Annotated in this window: 15 protein-coding genes; 6 read left to right on the top strand and 9 right to left on the bottom strand. The window is 67.4% G+C overall.

What is annotated here, in order from left to right:
* Nucleotides 1–168: 168 nt before the first annotated feature.
* The 3 genes from ACH4YP_RS10430 to ACH4YP_RS10420 all read left to right on the top strand — a co-directional run bounded on the left by ACH4YP_RS10430 (nucleotide 169) and on the right by ACH4YP_RS10420 (nucleotide 3,290).
* Nucleotides 169–1,242, top strand: coding sequence for a ParA family protein (locus ACH4YP_RS10430; protein WP_361052383.1), 1,074 nt, complete (start codon nucleotides 169–171; stop codon nucleotides 1,240–1,242).
* Nucleotides 1,239–2,345, top strand: a complete 1,107-nt coding sequence (locus ACH4YP_RS10425) for a ParB/RepB/Spo0J family partition protein (RefSeq protein ID WP_361052295.1) — start codon at nucleotides 1,239–1,241, stop codon at nucleotides 2,343–2,345. The genes ACH4YP_RS10430 and ACH4YP_RS10425 overlap by 4 nt, the downstream gene beginning before the upstream one ends.
* Nucleotides 2,346–2,672: 327 nt before the next feature.
* The gene (locus ACH4YP_RS10420; protein WP_189841525.1) at nucleotides 2,673–3,290 is read left to right on the top strand and encodes a GNAT family N-acetyltransferase; all 618 of its coding nucleotides are present in this window, start codon (nucleotides 2,673–2,675) and stop codon (nucleotides 3,288–3,290) included.
* 128 nt (nucleotides 3,291–3,418) lie between these two features.
* Here ACH4YP_RS10420 and trxA read toward each other — a convergent pair whose 3' ends face one another.
* The 4 genes from trxA to sigM form a co-directional block, all read right to left on the bottom strand.
* The gene (gene trxA / locus ACH4YP_RS10415; protein ID WP_143641354.1) at nucleotides 3,419–3,751 is read right to left on the bottom strand and encodes a thioredoxin; all 333 of its coding nucleotides are present in this window, start codon (nucleotides 3,749–3,751) and stop codon (nucleotides 3,419–3,421) included.
* A gap of 44 nt (nucleotides 3,752–3,795) precedes the next feature.
* Nucleotides 3,796–4,767: a thioredoxin-disulfide reductase gene (gene trxB / locus ACH4YP_RS10410; RefSeq protein WP_361052290.1), complete on the bottom strand. Its 972-nt coding sequence runs from the start codon at nucleotides 4,765–4,767 to the stop codon at nucleotides 3,796–3,798.
* A gap of 194 nt (nucleotides 4,768–4,961) precedes the next feature.
* Nucleotides 4,962–5,906 (bottom strand): anti-sigma factor family protein, encoded by a 945-nt coding sequence (locus tag ACH4YP_RS10405; RefSeq protein WP_398490220.1) that lies wholly within the window; start codon nucleotides 5,904–5,906, stop codon nucleotides 4,962–4,964.
* Nucleotides 5,903–6,658, bottom strand: a complete 756-nt coding sequence (gene sigM, locus ACH4YP_RS10400; RefSeq protein WP_398490219.1) for an RNA polymerase sigma factor SigM — start codon at nucleotides 6,656–6,658, stop codon at nucleotides 5,903–5,905. The genes ACH4YP_RS10405 and sigM overlap by 4 nt, the downstream gene beginning before the upstream one ends.
* Nucleotides 6,659–6,934: 276 nt before the next feature.
* Here sigM and ACH4YP_RS10395 point away from each other — a divergent pair, with 276 nt between their 5' ends.
* Both ACH4YP_RS10395 and ACH4YP_RS10390 read left to right on the top strand, forming a co-directional pair.
* A complete protein-coding gene (locus ACH4YP_RS10395; protein WP_361052280.1) occupies nucleotides 6,935–7,402 on the top strand; it encodes a hypothetical protein in 468 nt (155 codons plus the stop codon).
* Nucleotides 7,403–7,650: 248 nt separating this feature from the next.
* Entirely contained in the window at nucleotides 7,651–8,421 is a 771-nt protein-coding gene (locus ACH4YP_RS10390; protein ID WP_398490218.1) for a hypothetical protein, read from the top strand.
* 22 nt (nucleotides 8,422–8,443) lie between these two features.
* On the opposite strand, the gene ACH4YP_RS10385 is transcribed toward ACH4YP_RS10390, so the two are convergent.
* From ACH4YP_RS10385 to ACH4YP_RS10375, 3 genes are all read right to left on the bottom strand, one after another.
* A complete protein-coding gene (locus ACH4YP_RS10385) occupies nucleotides 8,444–10,141 on the bottom strand; it encodes a protein kinase family protein (RefSeq protein ID WP_361052275.1) in 1,698 nt (565 codons plus the stop codon).
* Nucleotides 10,142–10,259: 118 nt separating this feature from the next.
* Nucleotides 10,260–12,488 (bottom strand): murein biosynthesis integral membrane protein MurJ, encoded by a 2,229-nt coding sequence (gene murJ / locus ACH4YP_RS10380; protein ID WP_398490217.1) that lies wholly within the window; start codon nucleotides 12,486–12,488, stop codon nucleotides 10,260–10,262.
* Between the two features lie 46 nt (nucleotides 12,489–12,534).
* The gene (locus ACH4YP_RS10375) at nucleotides 12,535–14,895 is read right to left on the bottom strand and encodes a DUF6049 family protein (RefSeq protein ID WP_398490216.1); all 2,361 of its coding nucleotides are present in this window, start codon (nucleotides 14,893–14,895) and stop codon (nucleotides 12,535–12,537) included.
* Nucleotides 14,896–15,129: 234 nt separating this feature from the next.
* Here ACH4YP_RS10375 and ACH4YP_RS10370 point away from each other — a divergent pair, with 234 nt between their 5' ends.
* Nucleotides 15,130–16,596 carry a CCA tRNA nucleotidyltransferase gene (locus ACH4YP_RS10370; RefSeq protein WP_361052265.1) on the top strand — a complete coding sequence of 489 codons (1,467 nt, stop codon included), beginning with the start codon at nucleotides 15,130–15,132 and terminating at the stop codon, nucleotides 16,594–16,596.
* Between the two features lie 112 nt (nucleotides 16,597–16,708).
* Here ACH4YP_RS10370 and ACH4YP_RS10365 read toward each other — a convergent pair whose 3' ends face one another.
* Both ACH4YP_RS10365 and ACH4YP_RS10360 read right to left on the bottom strand, forming a co-directional pair.
* Nucleotides 16,709–17,209 carry a hypothetical protein gene (locus tag ACH4YP_RS10365; RefSeq protein ID WP_398490215.1) on the bottom strand — a complete coding sequence of 167 codons (501 nt, stop codon included), beginning with the start codon at nucleotides 17,207–17,209 and terminating at the stop codon, nucleotides 16,709–16,711.
* A gap of 116 nt (nucleotides 17,210–17,325) precedes the next feature.
* Nucleotides 17,326–18,591 (bottom strand): MFS transporter, encoded by a 1,266-nt coding sequence (locus ACH4YP_RS10360; protein WP_398490214.1) that lies wholly within the window; start codon nucleotides 18,589–18,591, stop codon nucleotides 17,326–17,328.
* Nucleotides 18,592–18,664: the final 73 nt, after the last annotated feature.

The following is an 18,664-nucleotide window of genomic DNA, read 5'->3' as shown; positions in this document are numbered from 1 at the left end:
CGCGCCGCGGCCGAACCCCGCGACCGAAACCCTCTTGGATCCCTGGGATCCTTCGGAAAAAGACCCTCTCGTGGCGGCCATGCGTCCCCCGGAGAGGGCACGGAGTTGTCCACAGAGGTGGATTTCTCCACAGAACAACGGGCCTCGCTGGTTCACGACCCCGAAGACATGGGAGGCTCTGTTCATTGCGAGCCTGAAGTCGAGGAGAGTGAATCCTTGCGGTCCGACGCCAACATCGCGGGACCGATGACCGATCCGGTCCCCGGTCCCCGTACCGAGTCGATGGGGGAGGATGTTTCACGTGAAACACCGCCCCCGATGGACGACACTCCCATCGGTCGTGCTGCCCAACTGGCGGTGGAGGCTCTTGGCCGCGCCGGCGAGGGCCTGCCACGGCCTGACCAAACCCGCGTGATGGTGGTCGCCAACCAGAAGGGCGGGGTGGGCAAGACCACGTCTACGGTCAACCTTGCCGCTTCGCTCGCGCTGCATGGTGGGCGCGTCCTGGTGGTCGACCTCGATCCTCAGGGCAATGCCTCCACCGCGCTGGGCATTGACCATCACGCCGAAGTTCCTTCGATCTACGACGTGCTGATCGACAGCAAGCCACTCTCCGAGGTTGTCCAGCCAGTACCTGATGTCGAGGGTCTCTTCTGTGCACCTGCCACGATCGATCTCGCCGGTGCGGAGATCGAGCTGGTGTCCCTGGTGGCACGAGAGAGCCGGCTGGAGCGGGCTATCCAGGCGTACGAGCAGCCGCTGGACTACATCCTTATCGACTGCCCGCCGTCGCTGGGTCTCCTGACGGTCAACGCTCTCGTAGCCGGTGCCGAGGTTCTCATCCCGATTCAGTGCGAGTACTACGCACTGGAGGGCCTGGGCCAGCTGCTGCGCAACGTCGATCTGGTGCGGGGGCACCTCAACCCCAACCTGCATGTATCGACGATCCTGCTCACCATGTACGACGGCCGGACCCGCCTCGCGTCCCAGGTCGCCGACGAGGTGCGCAGCCACTTCGGCGATGAGGTGCTGCGGACGAGTATTCCGCGCTCGGTCCGTATCTCCGAGGCCCCCAGTTACGGTCAGACGGTGCTGACCTACGACCCGGGGTCGAGCGGCGCCCTCTCCTACCTTGAGGCGGCGCGAGAGATCGCGCTGCGTGGAGTCGGAATGGCGTACGACGCGCAGCATGCCCACATGGGCGCACACAACGAACAGAGCATGGTGGAGGGGATCCAGTGAGCGAGCGACGGAGGGGGTTGGGCCGTGGTCTCGGCGCACTGATCCCGGCTGCACCGACAGGAGAGAAGGCGGCACCACCCGCGATGGGCGGCGGGTCCACATCGCCGGGAGCCGTTCCCGTGCTCACCGCAGAGCGCGGGGTTGCGGCGGCCAAGGTGGCCGCACTTCCATCGGCCCATGTTTCACATGAAACAGAGGAGCCGTCGGCGAGCGTATTCGGAGAGGCTCCTCCGTCGGCACCTGTCGGCGCGTACTTCGCCGAGCTGCCTCTCGACTCCATCACCGCGAACCCGCGCCAGCCCCGTGAGGTCTTCGACGAGGACGCTCTCGCGGAACTCGTCACGTCCATCAAGGAGGTTGGCCTTCTCCAGCCGGTCGTCGTACGGCAGATGGGTCCGGCGCGCTACGAGCTCATCATGGGCGAGCGGCGCTGGCGGGCCTGCCGTGAGGCGGGGCTCGACGCCATCCCGGCGATCGTGCGGGCCACGGATGACGAGAAGCTTCTCCTGGACGCGCTTCTGGAGAACTTGCACCGTGCTCAGCTGAACCCGCTGGAAGAGGCTGCCGCCTACGACCAGCTGCTCAAGGACTTCAACTGCACGCACGACCAGTTGGCCGACCGGATTGGCCGTTCGCGCCCTCAGGTCTCCAACACCCTGCGTCTGCTGAAGCTGTCGCCGTCGGTTCAGCGCCGCGTGGCCGCCGGGGTGCTCTCCGCCGGACATGCGCGAGCCCTGCTCTCCGTCGACGACTCCGAGGAGCAGGACCGCCTGGCTCACCGGATCGTGGCCGAGGGGCTCTCGGTGCGAGCGGTCGAGGAGATCGTCACGCTCATGGGATCGCGGCCGCAGTCGGCCGCACGCTCCAAGGGGCCGCGGGCCGGCACTCGGCTCTCCCCGGCGCTGAGCGACCTTGCGACCCGTCTCTCGGACCGCTTCGAGACTCGGGTGAAGGTCGACCTCGGCCAGAAGAAGGGCAAGATCACCGTCGAGTTCGCCTCGATGGACGACCTTGAGCGCATCCTCGGCTCCCTCGCCCCGGGTGAGGGACCGGTTCTGCAGAAGAGCCTCCTGGACGACGACTCCGAGGAGACGGAAGCCTGAGGCCTGGGTCGGCCGGTCGATTCTGAGCAGCTGACCAGCAGAGCGGGCCGTGTCCGGTGTGTACCGGAACACGGCCCGCTCTTTGCTTTCAGGCGGTATCGATGGAATCGCATCGTGGATACGATGCGTTCGGATATGGCGCATCCACCTGGCAGCACCTTTTGTGGGGAGGCGAGGGGCCATGCGAACGGTGAGCCGGACCGGACTGGTGAGCGCGGGCCTGGGGCTCGGCGCGGTCGGCGGGTTCGTCGGCAGCCTGCTCAGGGAACGGAGCGCTCTGACAGCCGCTCGCGACGCTGCGGGCGAGGAAAGTGAGGAACTGCCTTCATGGGGCGCCGGCTCGCACCGCTCACGCTGGACAACCTTCAGGACCTTCCCAAGCGCTGTCGCGCGTGTGTCTTCTGGGAGTTGGACCCAGTCAGCGGTCAGGCCGCGGTAAAGGCGGGAACACCCGAGCTGGAGAAAGAGGCGTGGATCTCCGCCGTTCTGCTCGAATGGGGATCCTGCGGACGGGTCGTGTACGTGGATGACGTACCGGCGGGCTTCGTGCTCTACGCGCCGCCCGCCTATGTGCCCCGGGCGACGGCCTTCCCCACGAGCCCGGTCTCCCCTGACGCGGTCCAGCTGATGACGGCCTTCATCACGCCTGGTTTTCAGGGGCAGGGGCTCGGACGTGTGATGGTGCAGACGGTCGCCAAGGATCTGCTCCGGCGGGGCTTCAAGGCGATCGAGGCCTTCGGAGACGCCCGCTGGAAGGAGCCGGCCTGCGTCCTGCCCGCCGACCATCTCCTGGCCGTGGGATTCAAGACGGTCCGACCGCACCCGACGTACCCGCGACTGCGCCTGGAGCTGCGTACAACGCTCTCCTGGAAGGAAGACGTGGAGTTGGCGCTCGACCGGTTGCTGGGGGCGGTACAGAAGGAGCCAGTACTGCGTCCGCTGTAGACAGCTCTCGGATCTCTGGGAGAGGCGCCTGCAGCGGACGCCATACATGCTGATGGGCCAACCCGTCCGGGTTGGCCCATCTGTGTTTCACGTGAAACATCGCCGCCTGCTGCGAGCGACATGTCGAACTACTCGGCGATGAAGTCCTCGAGGTCCCGCACGATCGCGGCCTTCGGCTTGGCACCGACGATCGTCTTGGCGACCTCGCCACCCTGGTAGACGTTCAGGGTCGGGATGGACATGACGCCGTACTTGGCCGCCGTACCCGGGTTCTCGTCGATGTTGAGCTTGACGACCTCGATCTTGTCGCCGTACTCGGCGGCGATCGCCTCGAGGGACGGAGCGATCTGGCGGCACGGACCGCACCAGGCGGCCCAGAAATCCACCAGGACGGGCTTGTCGCTCTTGAGAACGTCCTGCTCGAAGGAATCGTCGGTCACGTGCTTGAGGGTGCCGGCCACGGCGGGCTCCTTAACTGGGTTGGTGCGGTGGGGCGGGAAGGGGGTCAGACAGCGGTCTTCTCGGGCTCCGCGGCGGCCTCATCGTCCGCGAGGGCGGAGAGGAAGCGCTCGGCATCGAGGGCGGCGGAGCAGCCGGTGCCGGCCGCGGTGATCGCCTGGCGGTAGGTGTGGTCGACGACGTCGCCGGCGCCGAAGACACCCGTCAGGTTGGTCCGGGTCGAGGGTGCCTCGACCTTGAGGTAACCCTCCCCGTCCAGGTCGAGCTGGCCCTTGAAGAGCTCGGTGCGCGGGTCGTGGCCGATCGCGATGAACAGGCCGGTGACGGGCAGCTCGGACGTCTCGCCGGTCTTCAGGTTCCGCAGCGTCAGACCGGAGAGCTTCTGGTCGCCCTGGATCTCGGCGACCTCGCTGTCCCAGACGAACTTGATCTTCGGGTCGGCGAAGGCACGCTCCTGCATCGCCTTGGAGGCGCGCAGGGTGTCGCGGCGGTGGACGATCGTCACGGACTTGGCGAATCGGGAGAGGAAGGTCGCTTCCTCCATGGCGGTGTCGCCGCCGCCGATCACGGCGATGTCCTGGTCCTTGAAGAAGAAGCCGTCACAGGTCGCGCACCAGGAGACGCCGCGTCCGGAGAGTGCGTCCTCCTTGGGCAGACCCAGCTTGCGGTGCTGCGAACCCGTGGTGACGATGATCGCCTTCGCCCGGTGTACGGCGCCCGCCGTGTCCGTGACGGTCTTGATCTCGCCGCTGAGGTCGACCGCGACAATGTCGTCCGGTACGAGCTCGGCGCCGAAGCGCTCGGCCTGCGCGCGCATGTTGTCCATGAGCTCGGGGCCCATGACGCCGTCCTGGAAGCCGGGGAAATTCTCCACCTCAGTGGTGTTCATCAGCGCACCGCCTGCGGTGACGGCGCCCTCGAACACCAGCGGCTTAAGCGACGCGCGCGCGGTGTAGAGCGCCGCCGTGTAGCCGGCGGGCCCGGAGCCGATGATGATCACGTTACGGACGTCGCTCACGGATTGATTCCTCGTCTCTGGAGACTGCTTCGTACAACTGGTGGGAGCCTCTCTCAGAACTCTCACCCCACCCAACGGATCCTAAGGGGCGCGCATTCCCACTGTGTCCGGGCACACGAAGACGAGTCACCGCGCGGGGACGCCAAGGATGGTGCACAGAGGCTCGGGACGGTCCGCGGCGGAGCCGGACTCGCTCAGCTCCGCGCGTAGCTGTGCTTCACCAGAACCTTGCCGACGGAGATCGACGGCTTGTCCACACAGGCGGAATCCACGACGTAGGCCGTGACGCGTGTGGTGTCGGAGGCGTCGGGCAGGACCACGAGATACGCCTCCTTGCCCTCGTAGGAACCTTCCTTGAAGGCGAGTGGGTCCGCGTCGCGACCGATCCCCTGTGTGATGCATCCGGGAACCGAGACCGAGGGCGTGTTCAGGATGTGCGGCTCCTCAGTGGACTGGGTGCCGTACGGGTTGGAGGTGCGAGGGCCGCCGTCCTTCTTCTTGTCGGCCTTGTCGAGAAGATCCGCGACCTGGCCCTTGAGCTTGCCCTCAGCGAAGGTGTTCGCGGAGTCGCTCTGCTCAGGGGAAGCCGACGGAGAGTCATTGTCGGAGGCGTTGTTGCTCAGCGACTGGAACAGCAGACCGCCGAGTCCCAGCGCGGCGACCGTGAACACGGCGCTCAGGACCGCGGTCCTACGGCGTGCACGACGCGGGCGGTTCGCGCGGCCCGGGCCGGTGGCGGCGCGAGGGTGCCCCGCGGGACGGTCTGCCGTACTCGATGTTTCACGTGAAACATGCCTGTCGTCGTCGCCGTCGCTGTCATCGGAAATGGGGCGCGAAGTACCGACGGACGCGAGGGCGCCCGTGACGTCGTCCTCGGGAGCCGTGGCATTCAGAAGGGCCTCAGCGGCGAGAGCGGCGTCGATGCGTCCAGCGACCTCGTCGGGCATGCGGGGCGGGCCCGGCAGCGTGCCGAGCAGGCCGCGGATCTCCTCCAGCGAGTCGTACACGTCGGCGCAGAGCGTGCAGTCGTCCAGGTGCTGCCGGACGTCCGCCGTGCGGGAGGGAGGGAGTAGACCTTCGGTGAGGTCGGAGATCTCCTCGACGTCCGGGTGCCCGGCCGTGCCGGTCGTGGATGTCACGCTCGCCCACCTCCGCCCTTCACAGCAGCTGAATCGCTTGGTCCATCGTGTTCTCCCGCTGCGGGTGGGACGGATGCCCCCTGCGTGCGGTTCCGTCCCTCACCCGACTTCTTGCTCGCTCTGTCGCTCCCACTGTCCGTACGCAGGTGTTTGAGCAGTGGGAGAAGTCTGGCTCTGCCACGCGCGCAGCGGCTCTTGACCGTGCCGGTCGGCACATCGAGCAAGCTGGCCGCCTCTGCCACGGGGTAGCCCTGCATGTCCACCAGGACGAGGGCTGCCCGCTGGTCGGGGGGCAGGGTGCCCAGTGCCTCCAGCAGCTCACGGTGCAGATCGTTGCGCTCGGCGGGAGCGGAGGCCGACTCGTGAGGCTCCAGGAGCTGTTCGAGCCGTTCCGTGTCGTCCACGGGGGACGTCTTCCTGGAAGCCGCCTTGCGCGCGCGGTCCAGGCAGGCGTTCACCGTGATCCGGTGCAGCCAGGTTGTGACGGCCGAATGACCGCGGAAGGTGTGGGCAGCCCGGTAGGCGGACAGCAGTGCGTCCTGGACGGCGTCAGCCGCCTCCTCCCGGTCCCCCAGCGTCCGTAGCGCCACAGCCCAGAGTCGGTCGCGATGCCGCTTGACTAGTTCTCCGAAGGCGTCAGGGTCGCCATCGACATGACGGGCCAAGAGATCCTGATCACTCAAAGCGGCGAGCGAAGGCTCTTCTTGCACTCTGTCCCTCCCCTCACCGGCAACCTTACGGACTTCTCCCATCGAGCGCGACGGTAAGCAGCGTAATTAGCAGGCACGGGGCTGCGTTGGACGCCGGGCTGCGCTGGACGCCGTCATCCGGAGGCGCGAAGGACGGAGCACGCTTCACGCCTCTGCGGGAACTCAAGAGCTCGGGGAGCCCGACGTAAATGTACGAGTGATGCATATCACCCGCCATGCGGCAGGAAAGGGGTGAGTGAGGCTATTTTGTTCCCTTGATCGTCAGGGGGAGTGAAAATATAGTCAAGCTTGATTTCTGCACCAGGAAAAGGGGGAAGTGTGAAGCTTTTCAAGAGGGCAATAACCGTCGGTTTGGCAGCCGGCATGCTAACGCTCTCCGGTGTCTCTCAGGCCGGAGCCACGACCTACACGGGAGCCGACTGTAGCGGCGCCTACCCGTGCTTCGTGTTCTTCTTCAACTCGAACTTCAAGGGCTCCGCGGCCAACTTCGTCGGTTACGGCGGAATCAGCAACCTGGCGGGGTACGAGTTCGCGACGGCCGGCGCGGGGAAGGGCCAGTCCGTCAAGAACAAGGCTGCTTCGGCGTTCTTCATCGCCAAGACCGTCAATGAGAGCGCCACGGTCTACTACAGCAGTAACTACGGTGGAGCGTGCGACTGGCTCTGGGCTCAGGGGCCCAAGCAGGCACAGGCGAACCAGTTGAAGCGCACGTACAACAACAATGCATCTCTGAAGATAGTGGACGGGGAGATGTCCGAAGGCTGGAACTGCTACCAGTTCAACTAGAAATGCGTTGAATAATTGGGTGTCGGAAGCGGTCACAATGCTTCCGGCACCCATTCTCTTTGAACCACGAAGGTGATCGCATGATTGGTTATGGCAACCGCAGGACGCAGGCGACCGCAGTCGTGTGCGTTGCTCTTGTATGTGCCTCCGGCTGCAGCGGACAGCAGGAGGAGCGGAGCGGTCTTCCTACCCCCGCGAGCTCTGCTGTTTCCCCCTCGACCCCAGCTGCCGGTGCTGGGTCGAATCGGGTGGTCAAGGTCTCGGCTTTGGAACGCGGCCTGGAGCTTCCCATAGGAGGGTATGCGCTCTCCGCTGGGCAACTGCATGTCATCTCCAAGGCGGAGGAAAAGCTCGCGGACGCCTGCATGCGAAAGTACGGTCTCAGATACCGGGCGAAAAGCTCGGACTCCGCTGCGAAGTACATTCCGGGAACGAACCGCAGATACGGGGTTCTGAACCCGGCCGTGGTATCGGAGTACGGGTATCACCTCCCCGAAACACGTAGCGCTCCGCGCGGTCCTGAGCTTTCAGACAAAGAAATTCTCGCACTGAATGGTGGAATGGGTGCGACCGCAGAGGTGAATGGCTCGACGGTGCCCGAGGGCGGCTGCCTCGGTCAGGTCAAACAGGACCTCCGCGGAAAATACACGGACGAGAAAGGTGTCCGGACTGCCCAGAACATTGCGTCAGCCGGCTTTGAGCAGTCCATGAACTCACAGAGTGTTGAAAAAGCGACCAAAGAATGGTCGCAGTGCATGAAGGGCAAGGGGTTCTCTTACCGCACTCCACTTCAGGCACTCGGGGCGGACGAGAATTCCGGGCAGCAGATCACGAAGCGCGAGATTTCTGCCGCGAAAGCAGACGTCGACTGCAAGACGCGTACCGACCTGGTGAAGATCTGGAGTGACCAGGAATCCGAAATCCAGAAAGACATGATCAAAAAGAACCGCGACGACCTGCATCGCCTGTCTGAAGCGCACCGAAAGCTGTTGGCGGAGGCGCGCTCCATAACAGGTTGAGTCGACGGGGGTTTCTGATCGCTCAGCTGGTCACCTTCACATCCAGCACCTTTCCGCGGAACGTGCCCTCATTGGTCGGCGGGAGTTTCGTCAGCCACACCAGGAGGTACCGGGCCTTCACGGATTTGGCCGGCTCAAGCGTCACACTTGTGCCGGTGCCGTCTGCGACCTTCGTGTAGCTGTCGAAGGACTTGGGGTCCGCATCGGCTCCTGTGGCTGCGCGAAGCTCGACAGATGTGCTCCCCACGAAGGAGACGCGCACCTTTCCGACCTCCTGGACCTTTCCAAGGTCGAGAATTGCCCCGACCCCCTCCTTCAACCGCCCGAAGTCGGCACTGGTGTAGAAGCTGGTCTGCCAGTACGTGCTCGAACTGCCGTCATAGATCTTCCCTATGTCGGAGGGGGTCTCGGAACCGTCGCTGCCGAACGGATCGAAGTCCTCAGCACCGGTGATGGCGATGGGCTTGCCCGAAGTCGGCTTCGGTGCCTTGTCGTTGCCACCGGCGGTTTCCGTCGGCGTCGGGTCCGCCTGCTTCCCGCGGTCCATCAACGCGTCTGCCAGCTGCCAGCTCCCCAGGCCCAGGGCGGCGATGAGCAACGCCGACACCGCCCACTTGAGGGCCTTGCCGGTACGGGTCTGCAACGGGGGCAGGGGAGTCGGCACCGGCTGGGTGGCCCCCGGGTGGGACGAGGTGCGGCCGTAGTTGCCCTGCTGGTACGTCGTGCGCTGGTAGTCCGGCGGCGCCGTGAACGCGGGCTCGGGCGGCCGGATGCGAGGCATCTCGCCGACCGCCTTCACGAGCTCCTCCGGCGTGGTGCACGGAGGCTCCTGGCGGGAAGCGGTCGCGCCGTCGTTGACGAGCGCGCGCATCGCGAGCTCCGAAAGGCCCCGGTGCACTCCCGCGCGTACCTGGTCGGGGGCGATGAGGCCCACACCCTTGGGCAGCCCGGAGAGGCCGTAGGCGTCGTCCTCGTACGGCCAGCGCTGCGTGAGCGTGGCGTACAGCAGCGCGCCGATCGCCTCCGTGTCGGTGCGTTGCGGGGTGTCGGAGCTGATGCCGCGCAACGCCGCGTTCACGGCGAGACCGCGGATGCGCCACTGCCCTGACGAGGTGCGCAGCACGGCGCTCGGGGTCAGCTTCAGATGCGCCAGCCCCTCACGGTGTGCGGCGGCCATCGCCTGGGAGACCTGGCTGACCATCTGGTACGCCTCGTGCACCTCCAGGGGGCCGGCGGCCAGGAGCGCCGTCAGCTCCGTGGCATCCGGCAGCCACTCGTGCACCACATAGACGAGGTCGTTCTCCTCGACCGCGTCCAGGACCTGGACGAACCGTGGATCGCCCAAGAGGGCGGAGGAACGGGCCGCCGCCAGGACGGAGCGTGCTCGTGGATGGTCGGCGGGCAGCAAATGCACACCGACGGCGCGGCGGAGTTTCTCGTCCACCGCACGCCAACTGCTGAAACCGTCCAGACGGGTGACGCACTCTTCCAGTCGGTAGCGTCTGGCGAGTTTGTGACCGCTGTGCAGCTCGGGCGGCGAGGTCCTGCCAGGGCTCTCGTTCCCCCCGCTCCCCTGTTCCTCTTCGCTCTCCGAGCTGTCCGTGTCCCGCTCCCGGTTCTGGGCCACCCCGTCGGCCGTGGACTGGTCCGCCTTCGCGGTCAGCGGCTCGTCGCCACTGTTGTCTGCCACGTCGACGGCAGCCGTGCTGCGTTCCGCCACCGTCGTTCCTGCCTCCCCATCCATTACGCGCTGTCCGACGCCAAAGCCAATTGTGCCCACAGTCCGCCCCTATGCACGACACGCGGTCGCACACGATGGTTGTGCGCCTACCCTCGTCTCAGCGCCCAAGGCGCCCGCGGACCATGCCGACCATTCCGTTCAGCTCCTCGATGCGCATCCGCCGCGCCGCGACATAGAAGACACCGAGCAGTACGACACCACCGCCGAGCAGGGAGGCGAACGAGCCGCCGACGCCCTGTCCCAGTGTGTGGCCGATTCCGTAGCAGGCCGCGCCGCTGAGCAGCGCGGCCGGCACCGACGCGATTCCGAGCCGGGCGTACGTGCGCAGGACCCGGCCACCGTCCAGGTCGCCGCCCAGCCGCTTGCGCAGCCGGCTCCACGCGACTCCGACGCCGATCGCGTAGGCAAGACCGTACGACGCGGCCATGCCCGCCACCGCCCAGCGCGGGGGAAGCAGGAAGAAACAGAGCGCCGAGGCCCCGGCGTTGACGGCCGCCACGATCACCGTGTTGTAGAAGGGGGTCCGGGTGTCCTCGTACGCGTAGAAGGCGCGCAGCACGACGTACTGCACGGAGTACGGGATCAGGCCCAGACCGAAGGCCATCAGCATGAAGCCCATGTTCGTCGCCTCGCTGGTCCCGGAGGAGCCGAACATCAGCGTGCACATCGGGATGCCGAGCGCGACGAAGCCGAAGGAGATCGGCACGATCGCCACGGCGGTCGTACGCAGCCCCTGGGAGATGTCGTCACGGACCGCGCCGCTGTCGCCTTCGTGGGCCGAACGCGAGAGCCGCGGCAGCAGGGCGGCCATCAGGGAGACCGTGATGATGGCCTGCGGGAGACCCCAGATGAGTTGCGCGTTGGCGTAGGCGGCGAAGCCAGTGCCCTTGACCGGGGAGTCCTTGCCCGCAGCGGTGGACAGTTGGGTCACAACAATCGCGCCCGCTTGGTTGGCGAGGACGAAGAGCACCGTCCACTTGGCGAGCATCGCGGACTTGCCGAGGCCGTGGCCCTTCCAGTCGAAGCGCAGCCGCAGCCGGAATCCGGTCTCGCGGAGATACGGGATCATAGCGAGGGCTTGCACGACGAGGCCGAGCAGAACACCGATGCCGAGCAGTCGCTCGCCCTCCGGCGGAATCGTCCCGACTTCCATGCCGGAGTTCCCCGAGGTGCCGTACACCCAGATGAACAGTCCGAGCGTCACGATGATGACGACGTTGTTGAGGACCGGGGTCCACATCATCGCGCCGAACTTTCCGCGCGCGTTGAGGATCTGGCCCATCACCACGTGGATGCCCATGAAGAAGATCGTGGGCAGGAAGTAGCGGGCGAAGGTGACGGCGACGTCGTTGGCCGCCGCGTCTCTGGCGACCGGCGTCGACAGCACGCGCACCAGGAACGGGGCGGCGAGCACCGCGAGCGCGGTGAGTGCGCCGAGAACCACGACGACGAGGGTCAGCAGCCGGTTGGCGAATGCCTCACCACCGTCCTCGTCGTCCTTCATGGCGCGCACCAGCTGCGGTACGAAGACGGAGTTGAGGCCGCCGCCGACGGTCAGGATGTAGATCATCGTCGGCAGCTGGTAGGCGACCTGGAAGGTGTCGCCGAGGAGGCCGACGCCCAGCGCCGCGACGATCAGCGCGGAGCGGATGAAACCGGTGAGGCGGGACACCATGGTGCCCGCCGCCATGACCGCACTGGACTTCAGCAGACCGGACGCACGGCCACCGGACTTCTTCGCGGCCGCCGGCGCGGGTGCGGGCGGGGGTGCCGAAGGCGGCTCGGCGGCCGGAGCGGGTTCCGGCGTCGGAGAGGGCACGCTGGGCGGACCCCCCGCGGGCGGGTACGCGCCGCCCTGCTGCTGGTCCCGGAAGAGATGAGCGAAGGCGTCCGGCTCGTGGCGCTGCTCGCCGGCCTGGGTCACCAGGTCGTCGACGCCCACGAACTGGGTGGTCCGGGGGTCGTCGCCGTACGGCAGGTACTGGGTGGGGCCCTCCGGCTCGGGGGCCGGCGTCTGGGCCCACACGCGCGGGTCGGGGGCATACGGGGACTGGGGCGGCTGAGCGTAGAGCGGGGGCTGCGGCTGGTAGGTGCCGGGCGGCGGTGGGGGATGCGCGGCGCGGTCGTAGAGGGCCTCGGTGACAGGGTCCTGGGCGGCGAGATCCTGCGCCCGGTAGGGATCCTGGGCGTAGGCGTCCTGGAGGTACACGTCGGGTGCGGGCTGCTGAGGCACCTCGCCGGGCTCCGGCGGGCCCTGCGGCGGGTCGTCGGGGTAGCCGGAGCCGCCCGCGCCCTGACCGCGGTCACCGTCGTACGGCGCGTTCATGGTTACCCCACCTCATCGTCCCCGGGCCCACCGGCCGCGACATCGCTCAACGGTCCACTCTCTCACCAGTGCCGGACGGGTCCGTGATTTTCGGTGCGGTGTCCGGTGACGGGTCACTCGGCTGCTCCGGCTCGTGTGCCCTCGACTCGGCTTCGGATGCCTCGGGAGCGTCCTTGTCCTCGCCGTCCGCCTGGGCGTTCTCGGATTCCTGTGCGGCCTGGCGGGCGGACGCGCGCTTGCGCTGGGTGTACATCCGGAACCCGGCGAGTACGAGCAGCAGGACACCACCGGCGATGACCAGCATCACCGTGGCGGTGATCTCGGTGACCTTCACGTCGAAGGCGACTTCGGGACCGTACGGCCGGCCGTCCTCCGTGAACAGCTGGGCGACGACTCCCGCACGGCCGTTGGCGTGGGCGTTGGTGGTGAACTTCACCGACTGGCTGTGCCCGCCCGAGACCGCGACCGGCTGTTCGTCGTAGGCGCCGTCGCCGATGCTGAGGCGGCTCGGCTGGGTCGAGGTCAGGCGCAGCGTCAGGTGATCGACACCCTGGACGAGGTTGTTCTGCACCGTCACGGGGATCGTGGCGCTGCGGCCCGACAGCTTCGCCTCGGACTTCTTGATCAGTCCGACGCTCTCGGTGAGTTTGACGAGATACGCCTCCACGCCGTCGCGGTAGAGCGTCGCATCGGTGCTACGGCCGCGCCAGGACGTGGACACCGACCGGTCCATGGCCCGTCCGAAGGGGGTGACCACACGGGACTTGTCCGCGAGGATCACCTGGAAGCTGTCGAGGTTGTCCTGCGTGCGCTCGATCTGCCCGAAGGCCGTCTGCGGCAGCTCCTGCTTGCGCAGCGACGAGGGGTACGACGCCGCCGACGGGACCCGCGTGGTGGCGCCCGCGTCCGGCTTGGCCTTGGTGGCCGCGGACAGGTCCGCCGACTGTGACCAGTTTCCGTCCTGCAGCGCCGTCAGGGCCTGCGCCATCGCCTGGGCCTGGCTGGAGGTAGGCATGCGCTGCGGGGCGACCACGACGCTGCGCTGCTTGTCCGGGACCTGGAGCGAGAACATCAGGCTCTGGGCGAGAAACTTCTGCACGGCGAGCGTGGAGTTGTCCGCCACCGTCATGTCGCCCTGGAACGCCGTCGACAGACGGGCGTCCGCCACCACCGCGGTGGTGCCGCCGCCGATCGGACGCGCCGCGGAAGGCGTGTACGGGAGGCTTCCGGCCTCCTTCAGACTGTCGCTGCGGGAGATCACCGTGTCGGCCCCGGCCGAGGTGGCGACCTTGACGATCGAGGGGTCGATCGCGCCGTTCGCGGGCCAGGCGTAGTCCGTGCTGGGCGTCACGTGGAGGATCGACTCCACCGTCGTCGCGGCCACGGTGGTGGCGTCCTTGAGACGGCTGAGCGACCCGGTGGCGGTCTTTCCGTTGTGGGCCAGCGCCGCCAGATCCGGGTCGGCGAAGGGGAGGGCGACGACTTCCTCGGTCTCGACCGTGTTCTCCAGCTCGGAGAGCCACTGCTTGGCCACCGCCTGGTGCGTGCCCGCCGTGGTCGTCGTGCTGGAGCCGTTCACCTGGACGCGGTAGCTGCGGGTCATCGCGTCGACGGACGCCAGCAGATCCGGGTCGACGACCCATGTGACGTCGAGGTTCTTGCCGAGTGAGAGGAGCTGCTGCAGGCGCCCGCCGGGAGCGATCTCCGCGGCCAGGTCGTCATCCTTGAAGACGGGGGTCTGCTGCTCGTTCGAACCCGTCTCGGCCGTCATGTGGGAGGTGGAGATGAGCGGCCAGAGGTACGTGGTGCGGGTCTTCTTGTCCGCCGCGTCGGGGTGCCACGGCAGGAAGGTCCGCTCGATGCCGAGGATCTGGTCGTAGGCCGCGGCGGCGGTCCGGCCGGTGAGTGTGACACCGAGCTGGTAGACGCCGTCAGAGCTGAGGGGCAGCTTGTCGACGGGGACGGAGATGCTGAAGGTCTGCGGGACACCAGGCGCCAGCTTGGGGAACTTCGCGACGTACTTTCCGCCGACGTCCGTACCCGCGTACGGGTTGCTCTGTGCGGCGCTGTCGATCGCCGAGCGGCCGTTCATCGTCGGGCCCACCCGGAGACCGACGTGCGCGTCGGTGATCGCCTGCTTGCCCTTGTTGACGACCCTGCCGGAGACGGTGAGCGTGTCCCCGTCGGAGGGCACGCGAGGGCTGAGGGTGTCCAGAGAGACATCGACCGTACGGGAACCGGAGACCTCCGCTGCGGCGCTGCGCTCGGCTGCGTACGCGGACGGCACTCCGGGCAGCTGGCAGAGGCCGGCCAGCAGGGGAGCCGCGGCCAGCAGCGCCCCGGTACGCCGCAGCAGGCGGCGGGCAGGTGAGGGACTCATCCCCTGGAAGTCTGCCGCCTCGGCCACGCGCTCGCCCGTCCCTCGTCGTCGTCAGTGGTCGTCGGAATGTGCGTCCACGCATGGTAACGATGCGCGCTGAGGGTAAGTGCCGCGGTCCGGTCCACAAGATCGAAGACGAGACCGCGCTGTCCCACTATGTCCACCTATCAGTGGCGAGGTTTCCGCAGGGGCGGGGCAAGGCGCCAATGCACGTTTAATGGAGGCGCCCGCGGGGGTCCGGGCCACGTACCCTTTTCTGTTGTGCCGAACGCCAACGAAGACAATCCCAGTGCCCTGAATCAGGTGCAGAGCCGCGCGGTGAGTGAACTGCTGCGGGTGTCCCCCGTCGCCGATGAGCTCGCCCGCCGTTTCCAGGAGGCAGGTTTCTCCCTCGCCCTGGTCGGCGGCTCGGTCCGGGACGCCCTCCTCGGCCGGCTCGGCAACGACCTGGACTTCACGACCGACGCCCGGCCCGAGGACGTACTGAAGATCATGCGGCCCTGGGCGGATGCCGTGTGGGAGGTAGGGATCGCCTTCGGCACGGTCGGCGGGCAGAAGGACGCCCGTGTCGGAGACGTCAACCAGAGCTTCCAGATCGAGGTGACGACCTACCGTTCGGAGGCGTACGACCGGACCTCGCGCAAGCCCGAGGTCTCGTACGGCGACTCGATCGAGCAAGACCTGGTGCGCCGTGACTTCACAGTGAACGCGATGGCCGTGGCGCTTCCCGAGAAGCGGTTCATCGATCCGCACGGCGGACTCGACGATCTTGCCGCGAGAGTTCTACGGACGCCGAGCACCCCCGAAGCGTCCTTCTCCGACGACCCGCTGAGGATGATGCGGGCCGCCCGGTTCGCCGCGCAGCTCGACTTCGAGGTGGCACCGGACGTCGTCGCGGCGATGAAGGCCATGGCAGAGCGCATCGAGATCGTCTCCTCCGAGCGCGTGCGTGACGAGCTGAACAAGCTGGTCCTGTCCGCGCACCCGCGGAAGGGACTGACGCTGCTCGTCGACACCGGGCTCGCCGACCGGGTGCTGCCCGAGCTGCCCGCTCTCCGCCTGGAGCGCGATGAGCACCATCGGCACAAGGACGTCTACGACCACACGCTGATCGTCCTGGAGCAGGCGATGGCGCTGGAGGAGAACGGCCCCGACCTCACGCTGCGCCTGGCCGCCCTGCTGCATGACATCGGCAAGCCGCGGACGCGACGCTTCGAGACGGACGGGCGGGTCTCCTTCCACCATCACGAGGTGGTGGGCGCCAAGATGACCAAGAAGCGGATGACCGAGCTCAAGTACTCCAACGAGCTCGTGAAGGACGTCTCGCGCCTGGTCGAGCTGCACCTGCGCTTCCACGGCTACGGCACCGGGGAGTGGACGGACTCCGCGGTCCGCCGGTACGTGCGTGATGCGGGCCCGCTCCTCGACCTCCTCCACAAGCTGACCCGCTCGGACTGCACGACGCGCAACAAGCGCAGGGCCGCCGCGCTCTCGCGCGCGTACGACGGCCTGGAGGAGCGCATCGCTCAGCTTCAGGAGCAGGAGGAGCTGGACTCGATCCGGCCCGACCTCGACGGCAACCAGATCATGGAGATCCTGGGGGTCGCGCCCGGACCGGCCATCGGGCAGGCCTACAAGTTCCTCCTGGAACTGCGGCTGGAGAACGGGCCGATGGAGTACGACGCGGCAGTGTCCGCGCTCAAGGAGTGGTGGGCCGCACAGAACTGATGACGCTGGGCGGAGTCATGTTTCACGTGAAACATGACTCGCTCTCCTGGAGCCGGACATGCCGAGGGGCGGTGTTTCACGTGAAACACCGCCCCTCGTGTCCGCGCTGCCCCTACTTGTTGTCTGCCAGGCAAAGCACGAAGGAGTCGGACCCTTCCTGCCAGGAGAGAGCAGCAGTGGTGCCCTGGACGGACTGGCAGGCGAGCTGCGCCAGGCTGGAGCCGTCCTTCTTCGCCAGAACCTTGTGGGTGGCCTTCGAGTCACCGCAGTCGAGCTTCTCGACCGTGGCGTTGGAGTCGGAGCCCGTGTTGCGCAGACAGTCGCCGGCCTGGAGCTTCGTGGCGTCGTCGCCGCCGAAGAAGTAGGTACCGGCGGCTATGGACAGCGCGGCCACGGGGATGATGAACCGCAGGTACTTCTTGAAGGCGCTACGCGCCGGAGCGGCAGGCGGCGGAACCGGTGCACCCTGATTGAAGTACGGGGACTGCTGGGGGTCTCCGGGCTGCGGCTGGCCGTACGGGTTCCCGCTCGGGGGCTGCCCGTAGGGGTTCTGGCCCTGGGGCGGCTGCCCCTGTGCGAACGGGTTCTGGCCTTGGGGCGGCGGAGTGGTCACTTTGGGAGTCCCCCTAGAACGTAGGAGCGCGTGGCGCGAAATAAGACGCACGTAAGCTACCGGCCGCCACTGACAACTCTGTAGCCCACAGGGGCTCTGTGGCATTGATGTGACACTTACTGCCGCTCAAAGCGGGCCATAGACGCAGCAACTGCCCCGTAGATAACGGCCACCGTGACCACGAGTGGGACCGAGCGGCCGTCGGGGGGCAGCATCAGTGCGGCCACCGCGGCGGCGCCGACGAAAGCCACGTTGAACAGAACGTCGTAGACGGCGAAGATCCGGCCACGGAAGCCGTCGTCGACGGACGACTGGACCACGGTGTCGGTGGCGATCTTCGCGCCCTGGGTGGTCAGGCCGAGAACGAAGGCCGCGACCAGTATGGGAACTTCGGCGAACGGCAGCCCGAGCGCCGGCTCCAGGACCGCGGCGGATCCGGCACAGGCGATGATCCAGCCGCTGGACCCCAGTCGGCCGACAGCCGCCGGGGTCAGTACCGCCGCGGCGAAGAAGCCCGCTCCGGAGATCCCCACGGCCAGACCCAGGAGGGCGAGCCCGTCGTCGTCCGAGCCCGACGACCAGGCGTACCGGCAGAGCATCAGCACCATGACCGTCAGAGCGCCGTAGCAGAACCGCATCAGCGTCATCGCGGCCAGGGCCCGGGCGGCCTCCCGTCGTGCGGGCTCGGCCAGATGCCGTACGCCTGACGTCAGGCCGTGTGCCGTACCGGCCAGAGCTGCCTTCAACCGTGGATGCACCAACTCCCGGTCGGGGCCCAAAAGTTCCAGTGGCAGTCGCAGCGAGGCAAGCGCGGAGCACACGTAGAGGGCCGCTCCGACGAGGACGACCGCCGCATCGGAGTCCGAGGCGACCAGGCGTACGACGAAGGCGAGACCGCCGCCGACGGTCGCGGCGAGCGTTCCCGCCGTGGGCGACAGCGAGTTGGCCATGACCAGGCGCTCGGCATCGACGACGCGGGGCAGTGCGGCGGACAGGCCCGCCAGGACGAACCGGTTGACCGCGGTCACGCACAGCGCGGACGCGTAGAAGAGCCAGTCCGGCACGCCGCTCAGCATGAGAACGGCCGTCAGGGCGGCCAGCACTGCCCGCAGCAGGTTCCCGTACAGGAAGACCTGGCGGCGCCGCCAGCGGTCCAGCAGGACACCGGCGAAGGGGCCGACGAGGGAGTACGGGAGCAGCAGGACCGCCATCGCCGAGGCGATCGCCGCCGCCGAGGTCTGCTTCTCCGGTGAGAAGACGACGTATGTGGCGAGCGCGACCTGATAGACGCCGTCGGCACCCTGCGACAACAGCCGGACGGCGAGCAGACGCCGGAAGTTCCCGAAACGCAGGAGGACGCGCAGGTCACGCACGACAGCCATGGGGCACAGCCTCACATACGAGGAGGGTCCCCGGGCATGCGCCCCGGGGACCCTCAACAGAGCGGCACATCAA

Origin of the sequence: Streptomyces sp. NPDC020747, from assembly GCF_044334695.1 — a bacterium.
GTDB lineage: Bacteria > Actinomycetota > Actinomycetes > Streptomycetales > Streptomycetaceae > Streptomyces.
The sequence above is the reverse complement of the archived record's forward strand: the minus strand, read 5'-3'. Positions and strand labels throughout refer to the sequence as shown.

Coding starts and splice junctions, on each gene's coding strand:
- ACH4YP_RS10430 (WP_361052383.1), top strand. CDS start 169: ATGGGAGGCTCTGTTCATTGCGAGCCTGAAGTCGAGGAGAGTGAATCC.
- ACH4YP_RS10420 (WP_189841525.1), top strand. CDS start 2,673: ATGGGGCGCCGGCTCGCACCGCTCACGCTGGACAACCTTCAGGACCTT.
- murJ (WP_398490217.1), bottom strand. CDS start 12,488: ATGAACGCGCCGTACGACGGTGACCGCGGTCAGGGCGCGGGCGGCTCC.
- ACH4YP_RS10360 (WP_398490214.1), bottom strand. CDS start 18,591: ATGGCTGTCGTGCGTGACCTGCGCGTCCTCCTGCGTTTCGGGAACTTC.
- sigM (WP_398490219.1), bottom strand. CDS start 6,658: ATGGGAGAAGTCCGTAAGGTTGCCGGTGAGGGGAGGGACAGAGTGCAA.